22 protein-coding genes, 1 tRNA gene and 1 pseudogene are annotated in these 23125 nt (G+C 61.0%); 3 read left to right on the top strand and 21 right to left on the bottom strand.

The genetic code is table 11. The features are described 5' to 3' along the window. Window position 1: 1 nt before the first annotated feature. The 20 genes and pseudogenes from nuoC to ACTG2O_RS16895 all read right to left on the bottom strand — a co-directional run bounded on the left by nuoC (window position 2) and on the right by ACTG2O_RS16895 (window position 20414). Window positions 2-1807 carry an NADH-quinone oxidoreductase subunit C/D gene (gene nuoC / locus ACTG2O_RS16990; protein ID WP_040067274.1) on the bottom strand — a complete coding sequence of 602 codons (1806 nt, stop codon included), beginning with the start codon at window positions 1805-1807 and terminating at the stop codon, window positions 2-4. A 2-nt stretch (window positions 1808-1809) separates the two neighbouring features. Continuing rightward, window positions 1810-2485 (bottom strand): annotated as a pseudogene (locus ACTG2O_RS16985) (NuoB/complex I 20 kDa subunit family protein). A gap of 29 nt (window positions 2486-2514) precedes the next feature. After that, window positions 2515-2919, bottom strand: coding sequence for an NADH-quinone oxidoreductase subunit A (locus tag ACTG2O_RS16980; protein ID WP_005344919.1), 405 nt, complete (start codon window positions 2917-2919; stop codon window positions 2515-2517). A 379-nt stretch (window positions 2920-3298) separates the two neighbouring features. Next, window positions 3299-3868 (bottom strand): DUF1566 domain-containing protein, encoded by a 570-nt coding sequence (locus ACTG2O_RS16975; RefSeq protein ID WP_005351118.1) that lies wholly within the window; start codon window positions 3866-3868, stop codon window positions 3299-3301. Window positions 3869-3881: 13 nt separating this feature from the next. Then, complete coding sequence (locus ACTG2O_RS16970) at window positions 3882-5321, bottom strand: DUF1566 domain-containing protein (protein ID WP_439976375.1); 1440 nt, start codon at window positions 5319-5321, stop codon at window positions 3882-3884. A 59-nt stretch (window positions 5322-5380) separates the two neighbouring features. Then, window positions 5381-7828 (bottom strand): proprotein convertase P-domain-containing protein, encoded by a 2448-nt coding sequence (locus ACTG2O_RS16965; protein WP_439976374.1) that lies wholly within the window; start codon window positions 7826-7828, stop codon window positions 5381-5383. Next, window positions 7825-9831 (bottom strand): prolyl oligopeptidase family serine peptidase, encoded by a 2007-nt coding sequence (locus ACTG2O_RS16960; RefSeq protein ID WP_439976373.1) that lies wholly within the window; start codon window positions 9829-9831, stop codon window positions 7825-7827. The genes ACTG2O_RS16965 and ACTG2O_RS16960 overlap by 4 nt, the downstream gene beginning before the upstream one ends. Further along, a complete protein-coding gene (locus tag ACTG2O_RS16955) occupies window positions 9831-11969 on the bottom strand; it encodes a TonB-dependent hemoglobin/transferrin/lactoferrin family receptor (protein ID WP_439976372.1) in 2139 nt (712 codons plus the stop codon). Before ACTG2O_RS16955 ends, ACTG2O_RS16960 begins: the two co-directional genes overlap by 1 nt. Before the next feature lie 162 nt (window positions 11970-12131). After that, on the bottom strand, window positions 12132-13007 hold the full coding sequence (locus ACTG2O_RS16950; protein WP_416032555.1) for a flagellar motor protein MotB: 876 nt from the start codon (window positions 13005-13007) through the stop codon (window positions 12132-12134). Further along, a complete protein-coding gene (locus ACTG2O_RS16945) occupies window positions 12985-13743 on the bottom strand; it encodes a flagellar motor protein (protein ID WP_042056089.1) in 759 nt (252 codons plus the stop codon). The genes ACTG2O_RS16950 and ACTG2O_RS16945 overlap by 23 nt, the downstream gene beginning before the upstream one ends. Before the next feature lie 382 nt (window positions 13744-14125). After that, a tRNA-Ser gene (locus ACTG2O_RS16940) sits at window positions 14126-14213 on the bottom strand. Between the two features lie 145 nt (window positions 14214-14358). Further along, a complete protein-coding gene (locus tag ACTG2O_RS16935; protein WP_043823719.1) occupies window positions 14359-14976 on the bottom strand; it encodes a TPM domain-containing protein in 618 nt (205 codons plus the stop codon). A 20-nt stretch (window positions 14977-14996) separates the two neighbouring features. Further along, window positions 14997-15722, bottom strand: coding sequence for a TPM domain-containing protein (locus ACTG2O_RS16930; protein ID WP_005351128.1), 726 nt, complete (start codon window positions 15720-15722; stop codon window positions 14997-14999). Next, window positions 15719-16309 (bottom strand): LemA family protein, encoded by a 591-nt coding sequence (locus ACTG2O_RS16925; RefSeq protein ID WP_005346564.1) that lies wholly within the window; start codon window positions 16307-16309, stop codon window positions 15719-15721. Before ACTG2O_RS16925 ends, ACTG2O_RS16930 begins: the two co-directional genes overlap by 4 nt. 85 nt (window positions 16310-16394) lie before the next feature. Continuing rightward, window positions 16395-17132: a penicillin-insensitive murein endopeptidase gene (gene mepA / locus ACTG2O_RS16920; protein WP_439976371.1), complete on the bottom strand. Its 738-nt coding sequence runs from the start codon at window positions 17130-17132 to the stop codon at window positions 16395-16397. Beyond that, window positions 17126-17797: an amino acid ABC transporter permease gene (locus tag ACTG2O_RS16915; RefSeq protein WP_439976370.1), complete on the bottom strand. Its 672-nt coding sequence runs from the start codon at window positions 17795-17797 to the stop codon at window positions 17126-17128. The genes mepA and ACTG2O_RS16915 overlap by 7 nt, the downstream gene beginning before the upstream one ends. Then, complete coding sequence (locus ACTG2O_RS16910; RefSeq protein ID WP_439976369.1) at window positions 17737-18030, bottom strand: hypothetical protein; 294 nt, start codon at window positions 18028-18030, stop codon at window positions 17737-17739. The genes ACTG2O_RS16915 and ACTG2O_RS16910 overlap by 61 nt, the downstream gene beginning before the upstream one ends. Beyond that, a complete protein-coding gene (locus tag ACTG2O_RS16905) occupies window positions 18030-18851 on the bottom strand; it encodes a transporter substrate-binding domain-containing protein (protein WP_439976368.1) in 822 nt (273 codons plus the stop codon). Before ACTG2O_RS16905 ends, ACTG2O_RS16910 begins: the two co-directional genes overlap by 1 nt. Window positions 18852-18853: 2 nt before the next feature. Next, window positions 18854-19651 (bottom strand): amino acid ABC transporter permease, encoded by a 798-nt coding sequence (locus tag ACTG2O_RS16900; protein WP_439976367.1) that lies wholly within the window; start codon window positions 19649-19651, stop codon window positions 18854-18856. Further along, window positions 19644-20414: an amino acid ABC transporter ATP-binding protein gene (locus ACTG2O_RS16895; RefSeq protein ID WP_439976366.1), complete on the bottom strand. Its 771-nt coding sequence runs from the start codon at window positions 20412-20414 to the stop codon at window positions 19644-19646. The genes ACTG2O_RS16900 and ACTG2O_RS16895 overlap by 8 nt, the downstream gene beginning before the upstream one ends. 106 nt (window positions 20415-20520) lie before the next feature. On the opposite strand from ACTG2O_RS16895, the gene ACTG2O_RS16890 reads away from it, so the two are divergent. Then, window positions 20521-21063 carry a hypothetical protein gene (locus ACTG2O_RS16890; protein WP_439976365.1) on the top strand — a complete coding sequence of 181 codons (543 nt, stop codon included), beginning with the start codon at window positions 20521-20523 and terminating at the stop codon, window positions 21061-21063. 216 nt (window positions 21064-21279) lie between these two features. Next, entirely contained in the window at window positions 21280-21561 is a 282-nt protein-coding gene (locus tag ACTG2O_RS16885; protein WP_005337180.1) for an RNA recognition motif domain-containing protein, read from the top strand. A 71-nt stretch (window positions 21562-21632) separates the two neighbouring features. On the opposite strand, the gene ACTG2O_RS16880 is transcribed toward ACTG2O_RS16885, so the two are convergent. Then, window positions 21633-22532: an aldo/keto reductase gene (locus ACTG2O_RS16880; RefSeq protein ID WP_026034846.1), complete on the bottom strand. Its 900-nt coding sequence runs from the start codon at window positions 22530-22532 to the stop codon at window positions 21633-21635. A gap of 147 nt (window positions 22533-22679) precedes the next feature. Here ACTG2O_RS16880 and ACTG2O_RS16875 point away from each other — a divergent pair, with 147 nt between their 5' ends. Continuing rightward, the gene (locus ACTG2O_RS16875; RefSeq protein WP_005351138.1) at window positions 22680-23087 is read left to right on the top strand and encodes a helix-turn-helix domain-containing protein; all 408 of its coding nucleotides are present in this window, start codon (window positions 22680-22682) and stop codon (window positions 23085-23087) included. Window positions 23088-23125: the final 38 nt, after the last annotated feature.

The following is a 23125-nucleotide window of genomic DNA, read 5'->3' as shown; positions in this document are numbered from 1 at the left end:
CTTAACGGTCCACATCCGACATAACAAAATCGATACTGCCCAGATAGACGATGAGGTCCGACACCATGCTGCCCTTGATCACCGAGGGGATCTGCTGCAGGTGAGCAAAGCTCGGGGTGCGGATCCGGGTCCGGTAGCTCATGGTGGAGCCGTCACTGGTCAGGTAGTAACTGTTGACCCCCTTGGTCGCCTCAATCATCTGGAACGACTCGGCAGCGGGCATCACCGGGCCCCAAGACACTTGCAGGAAGTGGTTGATCAGGGTCTCGATGTGCTGCAAGGTGCGCTCTTTGGGCGGCGGGGTGGTGAGCGGATGATCCGCCTTGAAGGGGCCCTCCGGCATGTTCTTCATGCACTGCTCGATGATCGACATGCTCTGGCGGATCTCCTCGATCCGCACGGTGGCTCTGTCGTAGGCATCACCATTGCTGCCGACCGGCACTTCAAAGTCGAACTGATCGTAACCGGAGTAGGGACGCCACTTGCGCACGTCGAAGTTGAGGCCGGTGGCGCGCAATCCGGCCCCCGTGGTACCCCAGGACAACGCCTGCTCGGTGGTGTAGGCAGAGACGCCTATGGTGCGACCGCGCAGAATGCTGTTGCGCATCGCCGCTTTCTCGTAATCCATCAGCCGCTTGGGCAGCCAGCTCAGCAGGTTGTCCTGCACCAGCCGCTGCCATCCCTTCGGCAAGTCGTGGGCCACACCGCCGATACGGAACCAGGCCGGGTGCATGCGGGCACCGGTGATCGCTTCGATGATGGTGTAGATCTTCTGCCGGTCGGTGAAGGTGAAGAAGACCGGGGTCATGGCCCCCACGTCCTGGATATAGGTCCCGAGGAACAAGAGGTGGCTCTGGATGCGGAACAGCTCCGCCATCATTACCCGGATCATGTCGACCCGCTGCGGCACCTTGATGCCGGCCAGCTTCTCGACCGCCAGCACATAGGGGAGGTTGTTCATCACCCCGCCCAGATACTCGACCCGGTCGGTATAGGGGATGTAACTGTGCCAGGATTGGCGCTCGCCCATCTTCTCGGCACCGCGATGGTGATAGCCGATGTCGGGCACGCAGTTGCGGATCTCCTCGCCATCGAGCTGCAACACCAAACGGAAGGCGCCGTGAGCAGAGGGGTGGTTGGGGCCGAGGTTCAAGAACATGTAGTCCTCGTTCTCGTTGCCGCGGGCCAGCCCCCACTCTTCCGGTTTGAACAGCAGGTTCTCCTGCTCCATGTCCTGTTTGGCGGCATCGAGCATGAAGGGATCGAATTCGGTAGCGCGCGCCGGGTAATCCTTGCGCAGCGGGTGACCCTGCCAGCTCTTGGGCATCATGATGCGGGTCAGATGGGGGTGGCCATCGAAGGTGATGCCCATCAGATCCCACACTTCCCGCTCGTACCAGTTGGCATTGGGGAAGTGGTTGGTGATGGTGGGCAGATGCAGGTCACTTTCGGCCAGCGCCACTTTCAACATCACATCGGCGTTACGGTCGATGGAGATGAGGTGATAGAAGACGGTGAAATCGCTCTGGGGCAGACCGTCGCGATGGCTGCGCAGCCGCTCGTCGGTGGCGCTGAGATCAAAAAGCATCACGAACGGGGAGGGCACCTTGCGCAAAAAGCCCATCACATCCTGCAGCAGTTCGCGGGGGAGCCAGACCACCGGCACGCCGGTGCGCGTGGTCTGCACGGTGAAGTGCTCGGCCCCGAAGTGGGCAAACAGTTCGCCAATGACTTTGGCATCCTTGTGGTCGCTGGGCTGCCACTGGGCCATGGCGTAATTGCTGGGAAAATCACGAGTCAGTTTCATGGTCAGATCTCATCCGGCGTGCGCAGGTTGGTCACATTGATCCGTTCGCCGCGCTTGCGCTCTTTTTCGGCCTGCATCTGGGGACGGTAGATCCCCTGATCGCCCACTACCCAGGAGAGGGGGCGGCGCTCTTTGCCGATGGAGTCCTGCAGCAGCATCAGGGCTTGCAAAAAGGCTTCGGGACGGGGCGGGCAACCCGGAATGTAGACGTCGACCGGCAGGAACTTGTCCACCCCCTGCACCACGGAATAGATGTCATACATGCCGCCGGAGTTGGCACAGGCCCCCATGGAGATCACCCACTTGGGTTCGAGCAGCTGTTCATACAGGCGCTGGATGACTGGCGCCATCTTGATGAAGGGAGTCCCTGCAATCACCATGAAATCGGCCTGACGGGGCGAGGCACGGATAACTTCGGCGCCGAAGCGGGCCACATCGTGGGGGGAGGTGAAGGCGGTACACATCTCCACGTAGCAGCAGGAGATGCCGAAGTTGTAAGGCCAGAGGGAGTTTTTTGCGGCCCCAGTTGACTGTGTCTTGCAGCACCTCCTCGAGGCGGCCCATCATGATGCCGCGCGTCGCTTCTTGCGCCAGTGGGTCATCGACGGTCTGGCGCTGCTCCTGGGGGTAGCGCTCAACGGGTGCATCCGGGTCAATCCGGGTCAGGGTGTACTTCATGGTGCAACCTCAAGGAAAGGGTCTGTGGTTCAATCACTGTTTTTGTTGTTCAGCTGCGGTTTGCGCGGTGACCAGTCCAGTGCGCCGATGCGCCAGAGGTAGATCAGGCCGATAAGCAGCAGTCCGATGAAAATGGTGGCTTCAATAAAGCCGACCCAGCCACTCTCCCGCACGGAGACAGACCAGGCAAACAGGTAGAGCGCCTCGACGTCGAAGATGACGAAGAACATGGCGACCAGATAGAACTTGGCGGAAAAACGCAGGCGGGCACTGCCGACCGAGTCGACACCAGATTCAAATGGCTTGTTCTTGGTGCGACCGTAGGCGCGACCTCCCAGCAGGGCGGCGAGGCCTATCATCACCAGACAGATGGTGATGGCACCGATGACATAAATGGCAAAAGCCCAATGTTGAGCAGAAATATCAGCAAACATAGAGGTTTTTCCTAACCAAATTAATCAAGCGACTTAACAATAATGTTACGCATTATGACACTTTCGCACTGATTTACATGTCATTTTTACGGGTTAATTATTAATCGGTTAACCGGTAATTAAATTTTGTTAAGAAGCGCACTTTTTTGTTGGTTATGGCGGGCGAGAAAGGCCTGGAAAGCGCAGAGTGCTGCTCCTCGTCATCACCTGAAAGGGGTAAATGCCGCGGGCGAAGCCGGATCAGGTCGGTATCGCGGGCAGGGGGCACTGGCGGGAGAAGAGCGTGATGGCGAGTGAGGTAGGGGGGCGGCAAGAGCAATAAAAGGAGAGGCTTTCAAGCCTCTCCTGTCATCGCGTTCCGGTTTCGAGCGTGGGGCGGTCAGGGTTTATTGGCGACCAGCAAGACCTGATCCGGGTAGGCGCCAATGGAGCGAAGACCGATATCTCCCGAGGTGATATCCAGATACGCCCGCTGACCATTGGCGGAGGTTACCGTGCTGCTCATCAGATAGACATAGCCCTCATTGACCTCTTTACCGCCCCCCGCCATGGCGCGCGGGAAAATGGCTTCATTGAGAGAGGGCTTGTAGCAGGCATGCTCGACCAGGGTCGCCAGCTCCTTGATGTCGGGCAGGCGCCACTGGCTGATACCGCCGAAGTGATAGAGAGCATGGCTGCTGTCACTGCGGATCCGCTCCGCCACTTGCAGCCCCTGCTGCCAGTAGTAAACGGTCGGTTCACCCAGGCAACTGCTGCCACTCCATGTCTGCCCCAGTTTGCAGCGCATCCAGGTGAGGCCGGTGTGTTGATCCGTGACGGTGCCGTTGCCATGGTCAAGAAAACGGGCAGAGGGGGCGGTGCGATCCATGGTGTCATCACAAATGGCAGCACCGTGGGCCAGGGGGGCCAGCAGTGCCAGCATGGCGAACGAAAAGCGATAAAGGCTCATGATATTCCTCGGATTATTGGGGAGTGGCGACCAGTCGTACCTGCATCAGCTCGATATAGGTATCTTGCTGCACCAGCGCGGGATAGGTGGTGCCCGCATCTTCTCCCAGGAGCAGGACTGTGCGTTTGCTGATGGGGCCACCGGAGAAGCGCTGGGCTGTGTTGCTGGTGGCGCTCCAGTAGTAGCCATGGTAGGTGTCATCTTCCGAGGGGGCGATATCCGGGAAGTAACGGGTATCCACGATGATGCGTTGACCCAGCGGGTCCTTGGCCAGGCTGCCGTAGTGCATCAGTGACATCAGCTCACCCATGGTGGGCAGCCGCCACTGGCTGATGCCGCAGCGCTGCTCGCCATTGAGCCACTGCTGATACGCGCGGGTGGTCAGCATGGTGGTCAGCGCCTGTGCCCGGGCGAGAGCCGCCAGATCCCCTTCGGCGGTGAGCTGTTCGATCCTGTGATGGATGTGCTGATAGGCCGCTTGCTGCTCGCCTGCGGTCGCCTTGAACTGCTCATCCTCATAGGCAAAGGGTCTGCTTTTCCAGTCAGGACTCAAGGGATCGTCCGATTTGACCTCCCACACCAGACCGGTATTGAGATCCTTGACGCACTGCCAGCTCGGCGCGTTGTCGGGGAGCACCTGACCGCGATCATTGAGCTTGCGATAGGCAAGTTGGGGACGAGTGCGATTCCAGCTGGCATCTTGTCCCGGATAGTCGTCGGGCTCCTGTTCCAGCAGCGGATCGTTGCCATCGCTGAAGGTGGTGACGCCGGTGACGGTCAGCAGGTTGCGTGGCTGCTGTTGCACCAGCAGGGTCAGCAGTTCGCTTTGGATATTTTCGGCAAACTGGCCGTTGCGCTGCCACTCCTGAGCCAATTGCCCCAGCATCAGGCTGATGACGCGATAGCTGGTGGTAAGCAACTGGGTCTCCTTGGCGGTGATGAGGCGTGTGCGGGCCTCTTGCTGCAAGCTGATCGCCACCTGCTGCAGCGCCTGATCAAACTGGCCGAGACCTGCGAGGGCCGCGCGGTCGCTGCCCGGTTGCAGCGGCGCGAGGTCGGCCAGCAGCTGCGTCAGTGCGCGATCGGCGGCCACCCCTTCGGCAATGCGGCTCTGCAACAGGGTGCTGAGCAGGGTCGGTTGTAGCCGTTGTGGATCCCCTTTGGCGGCCGGATGTGCCAGCAGCAGGCCTCCGCTCCTCGGTACGAACAGCAGGGGCGAGTTGACGATGTTGGCCGAACGGCTGACCAGGGCCACAACTCCTTCACCGCTGACGGCAGGGTCGGCAGGATCACATTGCCAGTTCTGATCCAGATCGGCGCACAGGGTACCGGCAGTCGGCAGGGCGACATCGACCCGGTAGTCCGGGATCGCCAGTGGTGCGTTATCTTCCCCGCCGCCACAGGCGCTGAGCAGGGCTGAGAGGGTTGCAATAACCAGTACGGATGGTTTCACTTCACATTCCTTGATTCGGTCACAGGTTCACGGGGGCGGTAACCCCCGTGGTACAGGATTCAACGGCGCGGGGTGCTCCGGTGCCAGAGGCGGGGCCAGAGGGCCAGCAACAGCAGCAGGGGGGAAGCCGTGCCGCCACCCCCTTCATCCTGCTCAAGGGGAATGATGCCGGTGTTGGGCAGGGCTTCATCCTTGTCGCAGCGGGCGCCGACTTGCTGGGCTACCCGCCAGTTGCGCAACTGACCGGTGTCACCGGCGCTGGTGTCGTTGATCTCCAGCAGCCAGCGGCCAGCGAGCGGTTCGCCGTGCAGCTTGTCCAGCGATTCGAACGGTACCAGTTCACGAGGAAACTCCCCCTTGAGCCGGGTATGGCTGGCGTAGCCCTTGTTCCACAGGCTGATCCGGGTACCGTAAGGGGAGGTGAGCCAGATCTCCAGCTGCTCCAGCTTGCTGTGCTCCAGATCGAGGGCGACCACGAATCCGCTGTCGATGCGGGCCTTGCTCTCGGGCAGGGTGAGAGTGAAGCGGGACAGGCCGTGCCGCTCATCGCTCACCGCATCCTTGATCTGGCCACCCTGGCCGATGGCCCGTTGCCAGAGCGGTTCACCGATCGGCAGTTGCAGGTCAAGGCGGGTCTGGCGCTCGGTGGGGCTGGGCAGGGTGAGCTGGAACTGCAGCGGCAAGGTGACTGCCTCACCACAGGTCAGGTTGCTCGCTGCTTCCAGCGGCAGGGTCCAGCGGGCGGTGCCATCGGCGTTGAGCTCTCCCTGCCAGTGACCGTCACCCATGAGCCCCTTGCTCGGGAGCAGGCTGGCGTCAGCCACGGTCAGGGGGCGGCCGCTCTGGTTGGTCAATTCGATGGCGAGGCTCTTTTTCTCCCCGGGCAGCAGGTAGCTGTCATCGGCAAGGCGGGCCGCAATGGGAGTGGGCAGCAGGGCGTGGTGGCGGAAGGCCTGCTCCAGCAGCTTGCCATAACTGCGATCCGGATAGAGGCGGTTGGCGGTATCCACGGTGACCCGCGCCAGCTGGGGCATCCGCACCTGCGGGCCGAGGCCGAAGTGGGATTCAATCAGCAGGGTATCGAACTCGTCACGGGCTACCTCGCCATACTGTTCAACGGCCTGGCGCTGCGCGGTGAAGAGCGGAGTGCCCCACAATTGGTCGCCGTTGCTGCCGTTGATAGTGAGGTGAGCCGGATAGAGGAAGCCCGGATGATAGCGCGCCCGCAGATCGTCGAGCTGACGGGGCGTCCGGCCGCTGATCCTGGCATCCCAGTTGAAGACCATGAAAGGCTCGAACTGGCGAGCCTCTGGACTACGCTGGCGCCAGCTGGCGGCCAGATAGTCGCTAAAGCCCTCGCCGATGGCGCCCCAGTCACCCTCTTCTCCCATGTCGGGCAGGATATGGTGCTGCACCGCATGGCCAAACTCGTGCCAGATCACCATGGGATCTTCCGCATCGGGCACCCCTATCCGGCCAATTTCCAACCGGCGCAGGAAGGGGTCATAGAGAGAGTTGTCCTGCTCCCCGGCATCGGTATCGATGGCCAGGGGGCCGCCCATCAGCGTCGGGTAGCCAAGGGATTCCACATGGCGCTGGGCCAGATCCAGATGGTAGTAGCCATTGATATCGAGGAAGGCGGGCTGCTGGTGATCCAGCTGGAAGCCATCGGCATCAGGGCTACTAAAGGGAGCTGTTTCCGGCTCCGTGCCATCCACGACCCGGGCGCGTGGGCCATTTAGCTGGTAGGTGTCATCCACCTTTTGTACCGTGAGCGGGACGGTGCGATAGGCCCGGTTGTCCAGTACCAGATCGTGGCGCCACAGCAAATTGCCATCTTGCAGCTGAGTGCGTGGGTCGAGGGCAAAGATGCGGGCCTGCACCGTGGCCGCTTCCCCTGCCAGCGGTGCCGCTTCGGCACGGGTGTTGGCCTCTTGCAGCGTGCGCCCCAGCAGGGCGCTGCCATCGCAGGTGACAAACAGTTGCCAGTGGCTGCTTTTGCTGTTGCCCGGCTGGCTTTCCACCGCCAGCAGGCGCCAGGCCGCAGTCAGTGTGTCGCCATCCTGCCAGTACCAGGGCTGGGCTTCGTCACTGCCAGCGAATTGCCACACCGTACCATCCAGCGTGGCGGTATAGGCATCCACCCCGGCACGGCTTGCTTCATCACATGGCGCCGCCTGTGCCTGCATCAGCCGGGTATTGTGATAAAGGCGCCACGGGTGACCCTGCTCATCGAGACTGACGGCGGCCATAAGGCCAGCGATCGGTGCGCCATTGAGCTGCTGGCGATAGTGAAGATAGTGGCCCAACTTGCCTTGGCGCTGGTAGGCCGGGGCATCACTCAGGGTGACTCCGAGCTGCTGTTCGAGCCAGAGGCGGGGATCGGCCGGGGCGTCCTGTTCGACAAAACGCAGTTCGGCGGCCTGAGTGGAAAAGCCAGCCAGCCCCAGCAAGAGGGCGGGCAACAGGGGTTTCATAGTGGTACTCCCAATCAGCGGCAGGGTCATTGGGTGATCCCCGCCAGATGCAACAAGAAGGCAAATTCACGAGCCCGATCGCCACCACCGGCGCGGTGGCCTCCCTCCAGTTCGGTCAGCAGCAGGTAGGGGCCGGAGCCCGTGCTGTGCTCCCGCAGTCGGGCCAGCCACTTGACCGGCTCCCAGTAGGGCACCTGGCTGTCGTGCAGGGCGGTAGTGACCAGCAGGGGCGGGTAGGGGGCGCGGTGCAGGTTGTCGTAGGGGCTGATGCGGCGCATCGCCTGATACTCTGCAGGCTTGGCCGGGTTGCCCCACTCCTGATACTCCTGACGGGTCAAGGGGAGGGCGGGATCACTCATGGTGCCGAGCATATCGACGAAGGGAACCTGCAACACGGCACCGCTAAAGAGTGTCGGTTGCTGGTTGAGGGCCGCAGCAACCAGTGTGCCCCCCGCGCTGCCCCCCATGGCAAACAGGGGCAGGGGGGCTGAGTCGGACGACCAGTGGCGCAGGGTGTTGCCGGCAGCGATAAAGTCGCTGATGCCGTTCTGCTTGTTGATGCCCCGCCCGTCGCGGGTCCACTGCTCCCCCAGCATGCCGCCGCCGCGCACATGGGCGATGGCGTAGACAAAACCCCGATCCAGCAGGCTCAACAGCTCTTTCTGGTAGTAGGGGCGCATCGGCGTGCCATAGGCTCCATAGCCGTAGAGCAGTACGGCGCGGGGGGCCAGATCCTTGCGCCACACCAGCGAGACAGGCACCCGGGTGCCATCGTCGGAGGTGACCCAGCGCCGCTCGCTCTGATAGGGCAATGCTTTATTGCCTGCGGTGTGCTGGTCGTTGATCCACTGGCCGCTGTTTAAATCCAGCCAGCGCTGGCCGGGGGGCTGGCTCAAGCCCTGACTGCGCACCAGAATGCGGTCGCTGGCCGGGTCATGTTCTCCTTGCAGCCAGCCGGTACCGGCGCCACTGGCCAGCGGCAGGCGCTGGCGTTCATGGCCGTTGCGATCGAGCAGGGCGAGCCAATCCTCCCCCTGCTGGCGAAACTGCACCACCAGATGGCGATCAAACAGTCGCCACTTTTCGGGATCGCCGAGATCTTCCCCGGCGCTGGGCCACAGGCGCTGCCACTCACCGAGCGGCGTGCTGGCTGAGTAGAGGGCAAATGCCCCCTCCCGGTTGCTCTTGATCACCCAGCCAGACTGGCTGTCCAGATAGTATTCCACCCCGCGCTGGCGGGGTTTGACCTGCTGCGGTTTGCCCGAGTCGAGCAGGTACTGCTCCGAGCTATCGTGGTTGTTGCCCTGCAACACCAGATGCTGGCCATCCGTGGTGCGATAGAGGCTGAGCAGCCAGGCGGGATCCAGCTCCTCATAGAGAGTCTGCTCCTGGCCATCCTGCCAGCCGCGCAGCTGCCAGGGGCGCAGGGTGTAGCGCTCGTTGGCGATGGTGTAGAGGGTGCGACCATCTTGTGACCAGGCGAGATCAGCGCTGCGCTGCGCCAAACTGGCCAGCGCCTTGCCGCTCTGGAGATCGAGCAGGGTGACCTGATAGTCGAGATCGCCGCGCCTGTCTTCGGCGATGGCCAGTGTGTGGTTATCCGGGCTCAGGGCCCAGCCGCCCGCTTCGTAATAGCCCTCACCCGCTCTGGCGGGAAGTCGTTGCTGCACCTTGCCCCCGTGGCGTTGCCAGAGTGAGCCATCCGGGCGCAGTTGCCATGCCTGATCGCCGCGGACAAGCCAGTTGTCTGGCACAGATTCCCCCGCCGGATGGCGGTCAAATTCGGCGCGCAAGGTTGCTTCCAGCGGCTGCTGCGCGGCGAGCTGCTGCTCGCTCCAGCGATTTTGCTGCTTGAGCAGGGCGAGAATGGCCGGGTTGCTGCGGCTCTCGTCCCGCAACCAGAAGTAGGGATCCTGGCGTACGGGATTGCCTGAAATCAGGTGCGATTGGGACGGGATCGGCGGTGGCAGGGCCTCTTGCGCCCACGCCAACGGGGCGGCCAACAGGGCCGCCATGATTGCATGATGCTTCATCACATCCCCACGAAACGGTAGCTGAGGCTGGCTGACAGGTAGCGGCCGCTCTGGCTGTAGAGGGAGGTATCGCTGCCAGCCGGAAGTCCGGCCACATCCTGATAGCGGACGTAGCGGGTATCGAGCAGGTTGCCGATGGTGGCATTGACCTTGAGCGCCTCGGTGATCTGCCAGTCGCCGGTGAGATCCAGACTGAACCAGCCTGCGCTGCTCTGGCAGGCACCGTTGTAGCCAGTCTGCGCATTGGCGCACTGTGGCACCTTGGTCATGGCGGCGGCATAGTTGCCACTGAGCTCAACCCCCCAGTCGAGCTGTTGCCAGCGCAGGGTGGTGTTGCCTTCCAGCGGTGTCTGCGTGCGCAGCGGCTCACCGCGGTGATCCTTGCCATCCATCCAGGCCAGATTGGTCGAAAGCTCCCACTCGTCGCTCAGCCAGAGGCTGGCGGCCAGCTCGGCGCCCCAGGTTTCTGCTTTGGCAACGTTGCGATATTGGCGCAGGAAGACACCGTCATCGAGGCGAAAACCGGTCTGGCGCCAGTCGATGAAGTTGTAGTAGCGGTTGTAGAAAACGGCCGGTTTGACGCTCCAGTTGTCGCTTTGGCCATTCAATCCCCACTCCAGGCTGTGGCTGGTCTCCTCCTTGAGGTTGGGGTTGGCAATGATCTCGAACGGCGGCATGGCAAAGTAGTGAGGAATGTTGCCGTAAACCTGATCGTAAGCGGGGGCGCGGAAGCCGTTGGCATAGCTGAGCCAGCTGCGCCATGTTTCGTTGAAGCGGTAACTGGCCGCCACACTGGGGGAGATGTGGTCGCTGTGGTTCTCGGCCAGATTGCTGTCCGGTGCGCGCAGGCGCTGGCGGTCAAAGCGCAGGGTCGGGGTAAACTGCCAGCTGCCCAGATCGATCACATCGCTCAGCCAGATGCCATCGCGGCGGGTTTCGGCCTTGCTGAAGGGGGCTTTCTGTCCCTGGGTGGTGATGCCATCTTCCAGGGTCAGATTGCTGACCGGCCGCTCGTGGTTGGCCTGCTCCAGCTCCACACCGTAGCTGAAGGTGTGATCTAGCGAGCCGGTGCTCAGCTTGCTCTGCAACTCCAGCTCGCTGCCAAGGCGCAGTTCCTCGAACGTGGAGAGGGTGCGCTGGCTGCGATATCTGGGATAGCCGCTCAGGGCATCGTTGCGCAGCAGCTGGCGCTGGTTGGCCTCGTTGCGGGACTGATTGCCAAACAGGCTCCAGTTGAGGGTATCGACCATGCCCAGATCGTTGGCTTCCCAACTGAACTTGCCGCCCTGGGTGCGCTGATCGCCATCTTCCTGAAAACCGACCACATCCCAGCTGCCATCGGGTTGGGGCACCGCCTTTGGGCCCATCTGGCGTTTGGCGTGATCCTCGTAGTAGTCCAGCTCCAGCCGCAGAGCGTGATGGGCATTGAGGGGGAGGCGGCTGCTGGTGGAGGCACTCATGCCATCCAGATCAGCCGGAATACGGTTCTCCTCAAAGTTGGCGGTTTCGTTGCCACGCCAGCCGGAGAGGCGTAACAGATGTTCGCTCTCCAGTGCCCGTACCGCGCCGGTCATGCTGAGCTTCTTCTTGTTGCTGTCGCCACCGTAGAGGGTTTTGGCCGCCAGATAGCTATCTTGCTGTTGCAGATAATCTTCCGGCTGCTTGGTATTCATCACCACGGTGCCGCCGATGGCATCGGAGCCATGCAGGGAGGAGCCGGCCCCCTTGGCCACCTCAATCTGCTTGATGTCATCAAGGTCGAAGTTGAAGCGACCCACCTTGTCATTGATGTTGTCGGCGCCAAAGCCGTCGCTGACGCGCACCCCATCCTTGATCAGCAGGATACGGTTGCCCCCGATGCCGCGCACGCTGATGTTTTGCGGTCGCCCGGCAGAGCCGGTGACCGAGACACCGGGGATCTTGCGAAACACATGAGTCAGCTCGCTGGCGACCTGACGGTCCAGCTCTTCCTGGGTGATGACGGTGATGGAGCCGGAAACATCGGAGAGTTTCTGTTGTACCCGTTGCCCGGTGACAATGATGGTGTCGTCGCTGCGAGCCTTCTCCACAGGGGGGAGATCGGCCGCGCCAGCGGAGGCACACAAGAGTGCCGGCCATGCCTGAAGCAGTTTGTTCATAATGATAATTGTTTTTATTTAAGCCTGAGGGGCGGCATTATTGCAGAGGCCTGACCACTTGACAATAAATGGCAATCATTATCATTAAGATCTTATGATGTTGATATTATTGAGCTATTTGTTTTTAAAAAGAGGCTCCCACGCGAGGCAGGAGCGGGGGGATCAGGGCTTGAGCAGTTGCAGCGACTCTTCTGCGGCCTTGCCTTGAGAGAGGGTGATATCGACCCGGCGATTCGCCTGGCGATGTTCAGGGGTGTCATTGGCAAAGCGGGGTTGAGTGTCGGCAACCCCCTGAGCGATGACTCGTCTGGCATCCAGCTGGGGGTTGGTCAGCATGGTCTGCACGATGGAGGAGGCCCGCAGCACCGAGAGCTCCCAGTTATTGCGATAGAGCTCCACCGGCGCCTGGGAGTTGTCGGTATGACCGGTGACCACTACCTGCCCCGGGATATTGGCCAGAATGCCTGCGATCTTGTTGACCAGCGGGATGAACTGGGGCTGCAGGAACGCCGAATCGGAGGGGAATAGCGCCTTCTCGCCGATGCGGATCACCAGTTGACTGCCGAGTTGCTCGACCTCGAGATCCTTCGATTCAATCTGGGCGTTGAGTTGCTGCTCAAGCTTCTGCTTGGTCACCTGCACCCACTCCTGCTCCTTGGTCTTGTGGGGCCAGGCTTCGGTGGCGCTCGGTTTTTCCGAGGCACCTATGGTCTCGTTGAAGGGGTCCGATGCCGCCATGGGGGCATCTTTTTCCAGTACAGTCTCTTCTTTCGGGCTGCTCGGCGTGGTCTTCGATTCCGGCTCGAGAATCCCTGTTCCCCCCTGCATCAAGGGTGAGCCGGCAGGCGGGGAGATGAGGCCGATTTTACCCAGCGACTCGATAAAGCCCTGGATAAGCACTCGGGTTTCGGACTGCTTGGCCATGGCAAAGGAGTAGAGCACCACAAACAGGGCGAACAGCAGGGTCATGAAGTCGGCATAGGAGACCAGCCAGCGTTCATGGTTCTCCGGTGCTTCAGCCTTTTTCTTTTTGGCCACCGTGACCTCCCAGATAAGGTTCGAGGGTAACTTGCAGGCGCGCTTGGGATTCGCCATCAACGATGCAGAGAATGCCGGTCAGGGTCATCTCCTTGTAGTGGCGGATCTGGTGGGCAAACCCCTTGTAGCGGTTGCCGAACGGCAAGAAGATCAGGTTGGCTGCGGATACCCCGTAGATGGTAGCGATAAAGGCCACCGCGATGGCGCCGCCCAGCTTGTCGGGGGCATCTAGCAGACCCATGGCGTGGATCAGGCCAAATACCGCCCCGACGATCCCCATGGTCGGGCAGTAGCCGCCCATGGCTTCATAGAATTTGACCGTCTGTTCGAGATCTTCCTGTTCAAATTCGATCTCGTTCTCCAGCACCTCGTGTATCTTGGTTTTCTCGTAACCATCAACCATCATCTGCACCCCTTTCTTCAGGAAGGGATCCTTGATCTCGTCGATCATCCCTTCCAGCGCCAGCATGCCGCTGCGGCGGGCGTTGCCTGCCAGGGTCTCCAGTAACTGGGCCTGTTCATGCATGTCGAGCTTGAGGGGGGAGAGCAGCCATTTGAAACGCTTCATGGTGCTGCCGACGACGGAGAAGGGGAACTGGGTCAGCGCAGCACCTATGGTACCGCCGATCACGATAAGAAATGCGGGCAGATCGAGCAGTGCGCTGGGATGACCACCCTCGATCATGTTGCCGCCAAGGATGGCGATCAACGCCAGTACCAAGCCAATCAAGCTCATTTTTTACACATCCCTGCATGTTGATAATCGCTAGTGTAGCTACTTAAGTATCAGTTTTTCAAAATGATATCCAATCGCTGAGCAATTAATGGGCGCTGGGTAACGTCCATAAAAGAAGGCGTGTTGCGGCCATAAGATGGCATTGCAATCATCTTGTTGCTCCTGTTGTGACAGGAAGGAACGCTTGTCGGGTGGGGCAATCACAAAAGCAAGGTAGGGGGAGGGAGCTGGCAATACGAAAAGCAGTGATGTTCCATCAGTGCTTTGCAAACCGGGGGATGAGTGCGTGGATGATCTGCCACTGCGTGGCTCTGGCTCACTTGTCGGCATAGGTGTTTGCCGGAAAGCAAAAAACCGACCCTGAGGTCGGTTTTTTTAGATTTGGCGGTGAGGGAGGGATTCGAACCCTCGATACGTTGCCGTATACACACTTTCCAGGCGTGCTCCTTCAGCCACTCGGACACCTCACCAAATTTTCGTTCGCTGCGCTGTTGCGCTTGAACGGGGCGTAATTTAGGGGAAAGGACTGTGTGGGTCAACCTCTTTTCCCCTTATTTTTCATAATCTTTTCCGAATGCCTAACGCTTGCGCAGAATGCCGGTTTTTTAAACCGGATCAGGGCTTGTCGAGGATGATCAGGCTGTCAGGCAGCTCGTTTTGAGCCCGGGTGGCCGGGAAGGCATCGGTCAGAATGGCGCTAACGCGCTCTACGCACTCCAGAAAACCCTGTTCGATCTCCTTGTTGCGCACTCGCGCCACGAAGTCGTCGATGATCTCCTGCCACTGGCCGTTGTCGATATGCTGGGCGATGCCGTCATCCACCAGTATTTCTACATAGTGCTCGGCGGCCGAGACGAAGATCAGCACCCCGAGCCGGTCGCGGGTGCGGTGCAGCCCCTGCTCGACAAATTGCAGGCGAGCCATCAGGGCCGCCCGGTGCTGGCGAACCTTCTTCGGGATGAGCCGCATCTTGATGGGGGTCCAGTGGAACAGCAGGCTCAGCAGCAGCCAGACCGACCACTGCACCAGCAGGATTTCGTACCAGCCGAGCCAGAAGCCGAGCTGGAACACCAGCAGCGGCGTGAGCATCGCCAGCAGCGCCGCCCAGAGGGTGGGAATGTAGCGATAGCCATCGCTGGCCGGGGCCAGCACGGTGACCAGTTCAGCATCAGTCTCTAGCTCCGCTTCGCGCACCTTGGCCTGAAGCGTGTGGAAGAACTGTTTAGAAATCATGATTTGTCTCTTTACTCCTGTTACCAGCCACCGGAGGCTCCGCCGCCGCCAAAACTGCCGCCGCCACCGCTGAATCCGCCGCCAGAGCGACCACCAAAGGAGCCGGCACCCAATCCACCGGCCATGTAGGTCGACCGACGTCGTCCTCCCGGCCCACCGCCACCACCCCCGCGCAGGTTGTGGAGCACGATCATCGCAATCACCACCAGAATAAACAGCCAGGGGCCGCCACCGTTGTCACTCTTTGGCTGCTCGACCGGCTGATATTCTCCGGCGAGTGCCTTCATGATGCTCTGGCTGCCCGCCATGATCCCGGCCACCATATCGCCGCGCTTGAAGGCGGGCAGGATGCGGCCATGGATGATGTTGGCTGCGATGGCGTCGGGCAGGGCGCCTTCCAATCCATAGCCTACCTCGATCCGCACCTTGCGCTCATCCTGGGCGATCAGCAACAGCACGCCATTGTTTTTACCTTTCTGGCCGATCCCCCAGTGGCGACCGAGCTGGTAGCCGTACTCCTCGATGGTCTCCCCATCGAGGCTGTCGACAGAGACCACCACCAGCTGGATACCGCTGCGCTTTTCAAAGGCGGCCAGCTGTTGGGTCAGTTGATGGGCCTGTTTGCGGGACATAAGACTGGCTTCATCCACCACCCGTCCGCTCAGCGTCGGGAAGTCCGGTGCCGCTTGCAGGGCACTGGCCCAGAGCAGCAGACAGGGAAGAAACCAGCGCAGCATCATCTTCATTGGAAGCTGACCTTGGGCGCCTCATCGGCACCGGGTTTGGCACTGAAACTGGGTTTGGCCTCCAGATCCGAGTAGAGCAGCTTGGACCAGATGACGCCGGGGAAAGTGCGGATCTCGGTATTGAACTGGCGCACCGCCTCGATATAGTCGCGGCGAGCCACCGAGATACGGTTCTCGGTTCCTTCCAGTTGGGCCTGCAGGGCAAGGAACTGCTGATCCGCTTTCAGCTCGGGGTAGCGCTCTACCACCACCATCAGGCGAGAGAGGGCGCTTGAGAGCTGGTTCTGCGCCGCTTCAAACTCCTTGAGCTGGGCAGGATCGCTCACCTGCACGCTGCCGACCCGGGCACGGGCATCGGTGACCGCTTTGAGGGTCTCCTGCTCATGGCTGGCGTAGCCCTTGACGGTTGCCACCAGATTGGGAATGAGATCGGCACGGCGCTGATACTGGTTCTCAACCTGCCCCCAGCTCGCCTTGACCTGCTCATCCAGGGTCGGAATGTTGTTCATGCCGCAGCCGGTCAGGCCGAGCAGCAGGGTCAGGGTCAACAGGCTCTGCGTGGTTCTGCGCCAGAGTGATGTGGCCATCTTGTTGTTCTCCTTTGGTATTTCGAGTCGATAGTGCGCCATGGATGGTGTACGACCAAGCGTGCATCACCATACCAGCTTGGGGTCAGTTGCCACAACGCGCAGGTAGCTCAGGTCGCTTGTTGATGCCGGATACCTTGGGCAGCTGGGGCTTGTCTTTGAGCCAGGATGCCAGCTCTTCCCCGCAGCCATTGCCGGGCGGAATGGGAGCCTGTGGTTCGCAATCGGGGCTGCCTACCGGGCAGCGCAGCCGTACGTGGAAGTGGCTGAAGTGGCCCACCCAGGGGCGTAGCTTGGCGACCCAGGGCTCGCTACCTGCCTGCTGGCAGACTGCGGATTTGATCACTGGATTGACGAAGACGCGGGCGACTTCGGGTTTGCTGGCCGCCAGCCGCAGCAGGGTGAGCTGCTGTGGGCCAAAGCGGCCCGGTAACATCTTGTAGCTGGGTTCGTCGATCAGTGCCCACTCCTTGGGGGCATCCTGCTCCCATTTGCTGATGGGGCGGTTGGCCATGCGAAACCAGATATCGGCATCAAGTCCGGTCTGATGGCTACGATGGCCGGAGGTAAAGGGGCCGCCCCGGGCCATCGCCAGATCGGCGATATAGAGATCCGGCAGCCCGGCCATGCGGGTCTGGTTGGCCAGCGCTTGCAGATAGTGGATAAGGTCGGGGTGGCCGTAGTAGCGCAGCCGCTTGGTGCGGATCACCTGATAACCAGGCCCTTCGAGGGGCAGGGATACGCCGTTTTTCAGGCAACCGGCGGCATAACCGCCGATAGCTTCCGCTTGCAATACGGTCGCCATCAACAGGGACGTCAGCATGTGCGTGCTCCTTGTCTTGTTTCGAGTCGGCTCAGCAATACGAACAGACTCAAACATATAAATAAATAGGCTGCGGCCACCAGCAGCCAGATCTCGTAGACCAGCCCGCTGGAGTTGGCCATCTCGGTGCCGACGAAGGTAAGCTCCTGCACCGAGATAAGGGAAACGATGGCGGTATCCTTCACCAGCGCGATGAGCTGACCGGTGAGGGGGGGCAACATCAGCAGCATGGCCTGCGGCAGGATCACATGGCGCAGCCGCACCCAGGGGGAGAGCCCGAGGCTCTGCGCCGCCTCCCACTGGCCACGGGGGATGGCGGCCAGCCCGGCGCGGACGATCTCGGCGACGAAGGCTGCGCTGATCATGCCAACGCAGAGGGTGCCTGAGATGAGGTTCTCCCAGCGGGCTGGTGGGCCAAACAGCGCCTCTTGCCACGGGGAGAGTGATACGGTGCCGAGCCAGCGGGAGAGGCCGCTTGCAGGCAGCAGCTGGTTGGCGATAAAGAAGTAGAAGATGAAGATAAAGACCAGCGGCGGCAGATTGCGGATCAGCTGGATAAACAGGGTCGCGGGCATCACCAGCCAGGGTCGGCGGCTGAAGGCGGCTACCCCCAGCGCAGTGCCGAGCAGCAGCGCCAGCACCATGCCGAGCAGGGCGATGCGCAAGGTAGTGAGCAGACCGCTGAAAAATAGGGCAACTCGCCGTGAGGGCCGGGGGTGAACAGCAGATCGAAGGCTTCATGCCAGCGCCATTGATAGGCCACCCCGATGTGAAAGCGGCTGGCCAGCCAGAGACCAGCCAGCAGCAGGATCAGGGCGATCGCCCCATCCAGCCAGTTGATGTTCCGACATGCCCCACGGACGATGCGCCGGATGGTCTCTTTTAGAGCAATCAGCATCAGGGGTTGGCGACCTGCGCTTCCCACGCCAGCGACTTGAACCAGTAGTCATGGCGCGCCTTGAGCCAGCCATCGGCCTGACGGGCTGCGATCCACTCGTTGAACTGCTCAGCCAGGGCATCATCCCCCTTGCGCAGGGCAAAGCCTTCATCGCCTTGTGCCAACGGCTCGGCAAACGGCATAAAGAGGGCATCCGGATGGCGCAGCGCCTCTTGCTCGGGTTTCGGGGAAGAGGAGAGGGCGCCGTGGGCGCGGCCGTTCAGCACCTCCTGAAATACCTGTGACTCGTCATCAAACTGGCGCAGGGTGGCCTTGGGGAAGTGTTCTTTTGCCACCTGTACCGGTGAGGCGCCACGACGTACCGCCAGGATCACCCCGCGCTGGTTGAAGTCCACCACGGTTTTCTTCTCTTTGGCCATGGTGCTGGAGGCGGCCAGCTGCACCCCCGAATGGGAGTAGGCCTGGGTGAAGCGCACGATCTTCTCCCGCTCGGGGGTGATGGTGAGGCCGCCGATGATGACGTCATATTTTTTCGCCAGCAGGGAGGGGATGATGCCATCCCAGGCGGTAGGCACGAACTCTACCTGCCAGCCGTTATCTGTGGCGAGGCGACGGGCCACGTCAATCTCGAAACCGATCAGGGCGCCCTGCTTGTCGCGCATCGCCCAGGGGGCGAAGGTGGACATGCCGACCCGCAGGGTACCGCTCTGCTCGATCTGTGCCTGGGTGTCGGAGGGGGCAGTTTGTGCCAGTGCCGGAGTGAGCAGGCTTGTCAGTAGCAGCGCAGCGCCCGACAGGGTGGTCTTGAATGACAGATTCATGGTTAGCGTCCTTGTTGATCCGGATTCAGGTGACGGGCCAGCGCCCGCGAACAGGCTGACAGCGTCAGGGTTAACAGCAAATAGAGGGCGGCCACGGTAAACCACACCTCAAAGGTCAGAAACGTATCGGCAACCAGAGTACGCCCTTCGTTGGTCAGATCGAAGATGGCGATCACACTCACCAGCGCCGAATGTTTGATAAGGGAGACCAGCTCGTTGGTCAGCGGCGGCAAGGTGATGCGCATCAGCTGGGGCAGGATCACCTTGCGCAGGGTGATGGTTCGCGACAAGCCAAGCGACTGGGCCGCCTCCCACTGTCCTTTGGGAATGGCCTGTACACCTGCACGCAAGACCTCGGCGGTGAAGGCACCCTGATAGAGGGAGAGGCTCAACACGGCGCAGGCAAGGGGGGCCAATCCCAGCATGGGGCCCAGCAAGAAATAGAGAATATAGAGTTGCACCAGCTGGGGCGTGGTGCGCACCAGCGCCAGATAGGCGATGGCGAGCCAGGGGCCGAGCCGGGAGGGGACCAGCCGCAGGCTGACCACGCACACCCCGACCGCCAGAGTGCCCAGCAGACTGAGCAGTGCCACCTGCAGGGTGACCAGCAGGCCGTTTAGCAGGGGGCCGGCATAAAAGGTTCCCTCATCCCATTCGCCGAGAAAGGGCAACACCCGCGGCCACTGCCACTCATAGCCCATCTGGCGAGCGCCGCTATAGAGCGCCCAGCCCAGTAGCGCACAGAGCATCACAGTGCCCGACAGCCAGCCAAGCAGGCGGGGGCGATTGAGCCTAGCCATGATAGCTGAGCACCTGTTCGAGGAAGGCCCGGGTACGCGGGTGACGAGGGGCGTTGAACAGCCGGGTGGGCGGGGCCGACTCGATGATTTTCCCCTCATCCATAAAGAGCACCCGATCCGCCACCTGACGGGCAAAGCCCATCTCGTGAGTGACGCAGATCAGGGTCATCCCCTCGTCAGCCAGCTCGCGGATCACATCGAGCACTTCGCGGATCATCTCGGGGTCGAGGGCGGAGGTGGGCTCGTCAAACAGCATCAGCTCGGGTTGCATGCAGAGGGAGCGGGCGATGGCGACCCGCTGCTGCTGGCCGCCGGAGAGTTGGTGGGGGTACTTGTCGGCTTGCGCCTGAATGCGCACCCGCTCGAGCAGCCCGAGCGCCCGGGCTTTGGCCTCCTGAGGGCGCAACCCCAGGGTATGCACCGGTGCCACCATCAGGTTCTCCAGCACCGTCATATGGGGGAAGAGGTTGAACTGCTGAAACACCATGCCAACCCGACCTTGCAGGCGGCGCAGGTAGGAAGGGGTCACCGGCTCGCCAAACAGGAACAGCTGGCCGTCGTCGATCCCCTCCAGCCCGTTGATGGTGCGGATCAGGGTCGATTTCCCCGAGCCTGACGGGCCACAGATGACCCACTTCTCTCCCCGTTCAATGGTGAGATCGATGTGATGAAGAGCCTGAAAGTCGCCATAGAATTTGTCGACGCCACAAAAGCGCACACAGGGTTGCGAGCTGGTCAAGAAGCGGGTTCCACTGAGAATCATTTACGTCATGGTATTGATTTTATAGGGGGATGACAAAGAAAACCCCCTTGTCAGCATCCTGATGGCTATTCACAATGGCGCCATTTCGTGATGACAGGAGCTTTTCATGCGTATTACATCCTTGCTTGCCGGTTCCCAGGTGCAGCTGTTGATGCCGCCAGCGGTGCGCTATCGCTGCGTCATTTTTCTGTTGTTGCTGGTGAGTTGGGGCGTGGTGGCGGCCTCCTTGTGGGATGGCTGGGGGGCCATGGCGCTGCTCAACTGGGCGGGCGTGGTCTTTGGTGGCATCACCGGGATCATGGTGTCGCTGCCCCGCAGCTGGCAGCCCTGGCGCCTGGCGGAGTTGGGGTGGGATGAACAGCATATCTATTTGCTCAATGGCAACAAGGATGAAGCGCTGGCACTGCCCCGCAGTCAGTTGGTGGCGCTTGAACGGGAGCGGCGAGTGGGTCACGATGGCCAGTGGCTCGACTTCAGCCTCGATCTGCAACTGAGTGAAGAGGAGCTGGCGGCGGCCATGGCCTTGCTGGATCTCAAGGCGGGGGAGCTCCATCTGGTGAGCCCGTCTGTCTATCGCTTCGGCTTTAAACGGGCCTGGCACGGTCGCCGGATGCTGGCGCAACGGTTGTCAGATCTGCAATCGGCCTGAGTCGACTATTTTCTCGACAATTCCCGGCAAAGCTCAGATACTGCCAGTGACTCGAATTGATCTTGTCTGCACTGTTAACCCAAGAGATCAATCACTTGACGACAGTGTGGAGAAGGCCACGGCATGAAGCCATGGCAGGTCCGGCATAGGGGTTGTGCCCTTACCGTTATGCTGGGGATTGCATAGAGAAGGCACCTTGAATCGAGAGTGGATGGCATGAAGATTTACGTAGGAAATCTGTCGTACCGGATGACGGCCGACGAACTGAAAACCCTGTTCAGCCAGTTTGGACAGGTCGACAAGGTTGATATCATCATCGACCGCGATACCGGCCAGTCAAAGGGGTTTGGTTTTATTGAAATGCCGGTCAATGGTGATGCCGAAAAGGCCATCGCTGGTCTGCATGGCACAGAAGTCGGTGGCCGTACCATCACCGTCAACCAGGCCAAACCGAAGACAGATGCTCCCCGTGGTCGCCCGCAACAGCGCCACCGCTAAGGTACCTCGGCAATAAAAAAACGGCATGGGTTTCCCCCATGCCGTTTTTGTTTCTGGACGTTTTGCTGTTATCAGGGGACGTCGTAACCGAGCGCCGCCTTGCGGATGCGGAACCACTGCTGGCGATTGAGGACGATGGATTCGGTGGCCACGGCGGCAGCAATCCGCTCCCGTTTGCCGGAGCCAATCAAGGGCAGCGGCTGGCTTGGCAGCATCATTACCCAGGCGTAGACCACCTGCTCGATAGTCTGGGCGCCCACTTCCTGACGGATCTGCTCCAGTTCGGCACGCAGCGGGGCATAGGCGTCATCGCTGAACAGTCGGCCGCCGCCGAGACATGACCAGGCCATCGGCTTGATGCCAAGCTGCTGGCACTGATCCAGGGTACCATCGAGTGTCCCTTCCTGATGAAGCGGCGAGATCTCCAGCTGGTTGGTGACCAGCGGGAAGGGGAGGCGCGATTGCAGTAGCTCGAACTGACGGGCGGTGAAGTTGGATACCCCGGCGTGCTTGATCTTGCCCGCCTGTTTCAGGGTGATAAAGGCATCGGCCACTTCATCTGCGTTCATCAGGGGATCCGGGCGGTGGATCAGCAGCAGGTCCAGATGGTCGGTGCCGAGCTTGCGCAGCGAGGCCTCGGCGCTGGCGATGATATGGTCCTTACCTGTGTTGTAGTGGTTGAGAGCATGCTCTGGCTTGGCGGTGAGGGCGATACCGCACTTGGTGACAATCTCCATCCGGCTGCGCAGGGAAGGCTCGAGGCGTAGGGCGTGACCAAAGGCCTCTTCGCACTGGTAGCCACCATAGATATCGGCGTGATCGATGGTGGTGACCCCCAGATCCAGATGATATTTCATCAGATCGAGCAGAGCGGCCGGAGAGAGCTGCCACTCCATCAGGCGCCAGTAACCCATGATGAGGCGAGAGAAGGTGGGGCCTTGCGGATGCAGGGCGACACGGGATACAGACATGGTTGACTCCTTGAAAAACACGATGCGAAAACGATGTGCAACATAGATGACTGCGGGCATCTTGGCCTCATGTGGCTGGCAAAGCAATAATGGGCAGTGGCATGATTCGAACTTTGGTTCTGATCGCAGAGTAGGAGAGAGAGTTGGATGGAAGGATTTGCCGAGCGCTTGCAGAGCCTGATCGGGGAGATGAGCGTGAGCGCGTTTGCCCGCAAGGTGGGGCTCAGTGAAGCGCTGATCCGCAAATATTTGAAGGGAGCCGAGCCTGGTCTGGCGCGGGCCAACCAGATCGCCATGGGGGCCAACTGCTCGCTGGAGTGGCTGGCAACCGGCTGCGGTTATCTCTACCGTCAGGCGGAAGTGGTAGACAGGGAGGCGCTGGCAGCGGCGCAGCTACTGCTGGGCGAGCAGCAACCCGGGGTGGGGCTGCCCGATGAGGAGGCACTGGTCACCCTGCTCGCCTATTACCAGTTTTTGCGCACCCACAAGAAAGCTGACGGTTTTCTCGACTTGGCGCTGGCGCGGGAGTTTGGTCGCCATCTGGGGGAAGCGTGAGGAGGGGCATATTACCCTTTGGTCGTGTCACGGCCGGT

This window comes from Aeromonas sp. 61P (genome assembly GCF_051919545.1).
In the GTDB taxonomy this organism is placed as follows: domain Bacteria; phylum Pseudomonadota; class Gammaproteobacteria; order Enterobacterales; family Aeromonadaceae; genus Aeromonas; species Aeromonas veronii.
The sequence above is the reverse complement of the archived record's forward strand: the minus strand, read 5'-3'. Positions and strand labels throughout refer to the sequence as shown.

Coding starts and splice junctions, on each gene's coding strand:
- nuoC (WP_040067274.1), bottom strand. CDS start 1,807: ATGAAACTGACTCGTGATTTTCCCAGCAATTACGCCATGGCCCAGTGG.
- ACTG2O_RS16980 (WP_005344919.1), bottom strand. CDS start 2,919: ATGTTTGCTGATATTTCTGCTCAACATTGGGCTTTTGCCATTTATGTC.
- ACTG2O_RS16975 (WP_005351118.1), bottom strand. CDS start 3,868: ATGAGCCTTTATCGCTTTTCGTTCGCCATGCTGGCACTGCTGGCCCCC.
- ACTG2O_RS16965 (WP_439976374.1), bottom strand. CDS start 7,828: ATGACCCTGCCGCTGATTGGGAGTACCACTATGAAACCCCTGTTGCCC.
- ACTG2O_RS16960 (WP_439976373.1), bottom strand. CDS start 9,831: ATGAAGCATCATGCAATCATGGCGGCCCTGTTGGCCGCCCCGTTGGCG.
- ACTG2O_RS16955 (WP_439976372.1), bottom strand. CDS start 11,969: ATGAACAAACTGCTTCAGGCATGGCCGGCACTCTTGTGTGCCTCCGCT.
- ACTG2O_RS16945 (WP_042056089.1), bottom strand. CDS start 13,743: ATGAGCTTGATTGGCTTGGTACTGGCGTTGATCGCCATCCTTGGCGGC.
- ACTG2O_RS16935 (WP_043823719.1), bottom strand. CDS start 14,976: ATGATTTCTAAACAGTTCTTCCACACGCTTCAGGCCAAGGTGCGCGAA.
- ACTG2O_RS16930 (WP_005351128.1), bottom strand. CDS start 15,722: ATGAAGATGATGCTGCGCTGGTTTCTTCCCTGTCTGCTGCTCTGGGCC.
- ACTG2O_RS16925 (WP_005346564.1), bottom strand. CDS start 16,309: ATGGCCACATCACTCTGGCGCAGAACCACGCAGAGCCTGTTGACCCTG.
- mepA (WP_439976371.1), bottom strand. CDS start 17,132: ATGCTGACGTCCCTGTTGATGGCGACCGTATTGCAAGCGGAAGCTATC.
- ACTG2O_RS16910 (WP_439976369.1), bottom strand. CDS start 18,030: ATGCTGATTGCTCTAAAAGAGACCATCCGGCGCATCGTCCGTGGGGCA.
- ACTG2O_RS16905 (WP_439976368.1), bottom strand. CDS start 18,851: ATGAATCTGTCATTCAAGACCACCCTGTCGGGCGCTGCGCTGCTACTG.
- ACTG2O_RS16900 (WP_439976367.1), bottom strand. CDS start 19,651: ATGGCTAGGCTCAATCGCCCCCGCCTGCTTGGCTGGCTGTCGGGCACT.
- ACTG2O_RS16895 (WP_439976366.1), bottom strand. CDS start 20,414: ATGATTCTCAGTGGAACCCGCTTCTTGACCAGCTCGCAACCCTGTGTG.
- ACTG2O_RS16890 (WP_439976365.1), top strand. CDS start 20,521: ATGCGTATTACATCCTTGCTTGCCGGTTCCCAGGTGCAGCTGTTGATG.
- ACTG2O_RS16885 (WP_005337180.1), top strand. CDS start 21,280: ATGAAGATTTACGTAGGAAATCTGTCGTACCGGATGACGGCCGACGAA.
- ACTG2O_RS16880 (WP_026034846.1), bottom strand. CDS start 22,532: ATGTCTGTATCCCGTGTCGCCCTGCATCCGCAAGGCCCCACCTTCTCT.
- ACTG2O_RS16875 (WP_005351138.1), top strand. CDS start 22,680: ATGGAAGGATTTGCCGAGCGCTTGCAGAGCCTGATCGGGGAGATGAGC.